The 4,611-nt window shown below is 77.0% G+C and carries 5 protein-coding genes; 3 read left to right on the top strand and 2 right to left on the bottom strand.

Going from position 1 to position 4,611, the window contains the following annotated elements:
• The coding region (locus ACWCSD_RS48205) for an AAA family ATPase (protein ID WP_449925805.1) at positions 1 to 876 on the bottom strand (876 nt) is incomplete at its 3' end.
• Between the two features lie 52 nt (positions 877 to 928).
• On the bottom strand, positions 929 to 1,279 hold the full coding sequence (locus ACWCSD_RS48200) for a hypothetical protein (RefSeq protein WP_449925802.1): 351 nt from the start codon (positions 1,277 to 1,279) through the stop codon (positions 929 to 931).
• Between the two features lie 91 nt (positions 1,280 to 1,370).
• Between ACWCSD_RS48200 and ACWCSD_RS48195 the strand changes: the two genes are divergently transcribed.
• The 3 genes from ACWCSD_RS48195 to ACWCSD_RS48185 all read left to right on the top strand — a co-directional run.
• Entirely contained in the window at positions 1,371 to 2,213 is an 843-nt protein-coding gene (locus tag ACWCSD_RS48195; protein ID WP_397162891.1) for a helix-turn-helix domain-containing protein, read from the top strand.
• A 74-nt stretch (positions 2,214 to 2,287) separates the two neighbouring features.
• Positions 2,288 to 2,899: a dihydrofolate reductase family protein gene (locus tag ACWCSD_RS48190; protein ID WP_449925798.1), complete on the top strand. Its 612-nt coding sequence runs from the start codon at positions 2,288 to 2,290 to the stop codon at positions 2,897 to 2,899.
• 115 nt (positions 2,900 to 3,014) lie between these two features.
• Positions 3,015 to 4,611: sensor histidine kinase (locus tag ACWCSD_RS48185; RefSeq protein WP_449925795.1), on the top strand; the 1,597-nt coding region annotated here is incomplete at its 3' end.

Below are 4,611 nucleotides of genomic sequence, written 5' to 3'. Positions count from 1 at the left end.
CCGCGTGCCGGGTCGGCCCGCGCGTTCGGCGAGGAGCCGGCCGGTGGCGCGCAGGACCACGTCGAGGTCGCCCTCGACGGCGGCGACCAGGGCGGCCAGCCGGGCGGCGGCGGACAACGCGGCCACCCGGTCGCCGAACAGCCGGGCGCCGCCGGGCAGCGGGTCGGGCAGCGGTTCGCGTCCGGCGAGCTGGGCGGCCGTCAGACGGGCGGCGATCTCGCGCAGGGCGAGCGGGTTCGCGCCGGTCAACGTGACCAGCTCGCGCCGCACCTGGGTGGGCAGCGCGCCGTGGCGGGAGGACAGCAGCTCGTCCGCGGCGGCCTCGGCCAGGCCGCGCACCTCCACCGTCAGCGGCACGCCCTTGACCGCGGCGTCCCCGCGCACCGCGAGCAGCATCGCGACGCGTTCGGTCGCGAGCCGCCTGGCGGCGAACAGCAGCGCGTCGGCCGAGGCCCGGTCGACCCACTGGAAGTCGTCCACCACGCAGACCAGCCCGTCCGGCGCGGCGGCCTCGACCAGCAGCGAGAGCACGCCGGCCGCCAGCAGGAACCGGTCACCGGCGCCCCCGGCCGCCAGCCCCAGGGCCGCGCGGACTGCGAGGCGCTGCGGCTCGGGCAGCGCGTCGAGCGCGCCGGGCGAACCGGCCACCGGCCACAGAAGCTGGTGCAGAGCCGCGAACGCCAGGTCGGACTCCGACTCGACGCCGGTGAGCCGCAACACCCGCATCGCGCCGCCGCGCGCGGCCGCCGCGTCGAGCAGGGCCGTCTTGCCCGCCCCCGCCTCGCCGCGCAACACCACCGCGCCGCCGGCGCCGTCGCGGGCGCGCGCGATCACCTCGTCGAGAACGCTGATTTCCGCAGATCTGCCGTAGAGCACAAGCCCCTACCCTAGGCGCGCGGCCCGGCCCGCCGAGCCCCGGAGACCGTCCCTACGTGGGCAACCACGCAGGCCACCAGGGCAGGACGAGAAGGAGCTGCGGCCACAGCCGCCGGGCGGCCCACGGCAACCGCGAGAGCAACTGGACCGGCAGGGACAGCAGCGCCGACCCGGCCGACACGGCCGGGAAGAGCACGAACCTGCTCAGCACCCAGACGGCGCCGGCGAAGCCCTCACCCGCGCTCAGGTCACCCTCGCAGTAGACGTGCGCGTGCGCCACCAAGGAGACCTCGTACCAGGTGCCCGCGGTCGCGCACGCGATCGCGGCGACGGCCGGGAACGCGGAGCCGAAGGCCCAGCGAACACCCCTGGCCCCGGACGACGGCCTGCTCCGATCGGTCACGCCGACATCGAAGCAGACCGGTTTGCGGCCGATGCGCACCCGAGGTGAAGATTCGGTGCAGGGCCCCGATCACCTCGGCCACACTGGTCCCATGGAATACGTCGGACGGGTGCCCGCGCCGCCGCTCGACCGGTTCATCGACGACATCTACTGCCTGACCGGGGTGCCGCGACACCGGCTGATGAACGTCCCGCCGATGCCGTCGGGACACCTGTTCGTCAACCTGGGCGACCCCGCCCGCCTGTGGGACTCCGACCCTTCCGTGCCGCCGGCGGTGTTCGCCGACGGCTGGTTCATGGGGATGTGGACCAGGCGGTTCCGCTACGAGTACCCCGCCCGGGTGCGGCTGGTCGGGGTGCACTTCAAGCCGTGGGGGATGACGCCGTTCGTCGGCGTGCCGGCGGGCGAGCTGCGCGACCGGTGGGTGCCGGCCGACGCCCTCTGGCAGCGGTCCCTGGGCCGGATCCGCGACCGGGCCGGCGACCTCGCCTCGGCCGCCGGCGTCCTGCGGGTGGTGGAGGAGGAGCTGCGGGCGCGGTTCGCGGGGACGGCGTCGCGCAATCTCGACCTGGTCCGGCACGCGGGCGGCCGCCTGGCGGCGACGTACGGCGCGGTCCCGGTCGGCGCGCTGGCCGACGCCGCCGGGGTGAGCGGCAACCACCTGGCCGCGCAGTTCAAGTCCCATGTCGGCGTCACCCCGAAGCGGGTGGCCCGGATCTACCGCTTCGCCCGGCTGATCCTGTCGGTGGACGCGTCGCGCCCGGTCGACTGGACGGCGCTCGCCCACACGGCGGGCTACTTCGACCAGGCCCACTTCAGCAGGGAGTTCAAGGACTTCACCGGCCACACCCCGACCGAGTACCTGGCCCTGCGGCGCCGCTTCCCCGCCGAGCCGGGCTTCCCGCCGGACGGCGGCCCGATGCCCGCCGATTGATTTTCTACAAGCCCGGCAGCCCTCCGGGACGGCAGGATCGCAGGCGTACTTCTGACGAGGACCGAGGAGACCCTGTGGGCGCAGTGATCATGAACGGCGCGGTGTCGGTGGACGGCTTCATCGCCGACGGCAACGACGACGTCGGCCCCCTGCACGACTGGTACTGGAACGGCGACACCCCGCTCACGCTGGGCGACGACCCGGACTACGACCATTCCGGCGCGGGCGGCCGCTTCAGGGTCTCCAAGGCGTCGGCGGAGTACGTCCGGCCGATCTGGGAGTCGGTCGGCGTGATCATCATGGGCCGCACCCTGTTCGACCTGGTGAACGGCTGGGAAGGACGGCCGCCCGCGGGGGAGCACGTGGTCGTGGTGTCCCACCGGCCCAAGCCCGAGGGCTGGCACCCCGAGGCGTCCTACCATTTCGCCGCCGACGTGACGGCCGCCGTCGCCCGGGCCCAGGAGCTCGCCGGGGACCGGGTCGTCAGCGTGAACGCCGGCGACGTCGGCGGCCAGCTGCTCGCGGCCGGTCTCGTGGACGAGGTGGCGATGGACGTCGTGCCGGTGGTGTTCGGCTCCGGCAAGCCCTACTTCGGCCGCGTCGCCGGGCAGCACCTCCTGGCGGACCCGCACGTGGTCGTCCAGGGCGAGGGGGTGCTGCACCTGCGGTACAAGGTGCGCCGCTAGTCGCGGCCGACGATCCGCGCGAGGTCCCTGCGGAACGCCGATCCGTCCGGCGACGGGTGGCTCATCCGCCGGTCGGCCAGGATCGCGGCCGATCCGCGGAAGCTAGCCTGACGCCGTGACATCCGTTCTGCTGTGGTGCGCGCTCGTCGGCGTAGCCCTCCTGTACGGCGCGGCCGTCCGCGGCACGGCCGGGATCACGATCGCGGTCGCCGCGGCTCTGGTGGCGGCGGCGACGGCCGTCGCGGCGGCCCGCGGCTGGCCGCCGCAGGCGCTGGCGGGCGTGGCGCTGGTGGCGGGCGGCGTGGGCGCGGTCGTCTGGGCGTTCGGGCGGGCGCACCGGCGGGGCCGGACGCGGCGGGCGGCCCTGGCCGCGCACCGGGCGGCGCGATCGCGGGCGGCCGCGGCCGTGGCGGACGCCGTGCGCCTCAGGATGGCCGCCGAACTGCACGACACCGCCGCCCACCGGCTCACCGGCATCGCGGTGGCCGCGGCGTCCGCGCTGCACGTGGCCGACCCGGCGATGCGGGAGTCCGCCCTGCGCCACGCCGGGGACGCCGCCCGCCTGGCCCGCGCCGAACTGGCGGGCGCGCGGGAGGCCGTCCGCGACCTGCCGGCGATCGACGCCCTGGTCGCCGGCCGGCCCGGCCCAGGCGCGGACCCCGGCCGGATCGGCTACCGCAGGACGGCCGCCGCCGCGCCGCCCGAGGTCGCGGCGGCCGCCTACCGGGTGGTCCAGGAGGGCCTCACCAACGCCGCGCGGTACGCCGGCGGCGCCCGGGTGGACGTCGCCGTCCTCGGCGAACCCGGCCGGCTGACCGTCGAGGTGCGCGACACCGGCGGCGCGCGGGAGCACGACGACCTGGGCACCGGCCACGGCCTGTCCGGGCTGGCCACGACCGTGGCGGCCTGCGGCGGCACGCTCACGGCGGGCCCGGACGCCGGCGGCTGGACGGTCCGGGCCGCCTTCCCCGCCCCCGCCGGGCCGCCCCCGTTCCGGCGGGCGTGGTGGCGCGGGCGGCGGGCCTGGGACGCGGCGCTGGCCGGGCTCGCCGTCGCGTTGACGATGGGGGCGAGCCTGCTGCCGGGAGGCACTCCGGCGCCGCGGGAGTTCCTCGTGCTCGGCCCCCTCTTCGTCCTGCACGCCCTGCCTCTGTGGTGGCGGGTGCGGCGGCCCGCGTGGAGCCTGGCCGCGATGTTGTCGATCCATCCGGTGGCGATGGCGGGCCTGACCCCGACCCCCGCGGGCGACCTGTTCCTCTGGGCGTGGTGGGTGGAGCTGGCCCAGCTCTACGCCTTCGGCGCCCACCACCCCAGGCGCCGGGGCGTGCTCGCGATCCTCGCCGTCGGCCTGGTGGGCGGCCTCGCGCTGGCCCTCGGGCCGGGCATCGCCGGCGACCGGACGGCCGCCTGGGCGGTGCTCGCCACGGCCGTGGCGCTCCTGTCGGCTCCGGCGTGGGCGGCGGGCGTCCTGGTCGGCCGGGCGCGGGCGCGGCGGCGGGCGGCCGCGACCGCCGAACGCGACCTGCTGGCCGGCCGGCTGGCGGACGTGGCGCGCGGCGAACGCGAGCGGATCGTCGAGGGCCTGCGCAGCACGGCGGCCCGGCACGCGGACGCGGTCGTCGCGGCGGCCGGGAAGGGCGACCTGGCGGCGGTGCGCGACGCCGCCCGCGCCGCGATCGACGCGCTCCGGCGGCTGCTGGACGAGCTGCGCC

The organism is Nonomuraea sp. NPDC001684, assembly GCF_053596515.1.
This window is presented reverse-complemented; position numbering and strand designations above follow the sequence as displayed.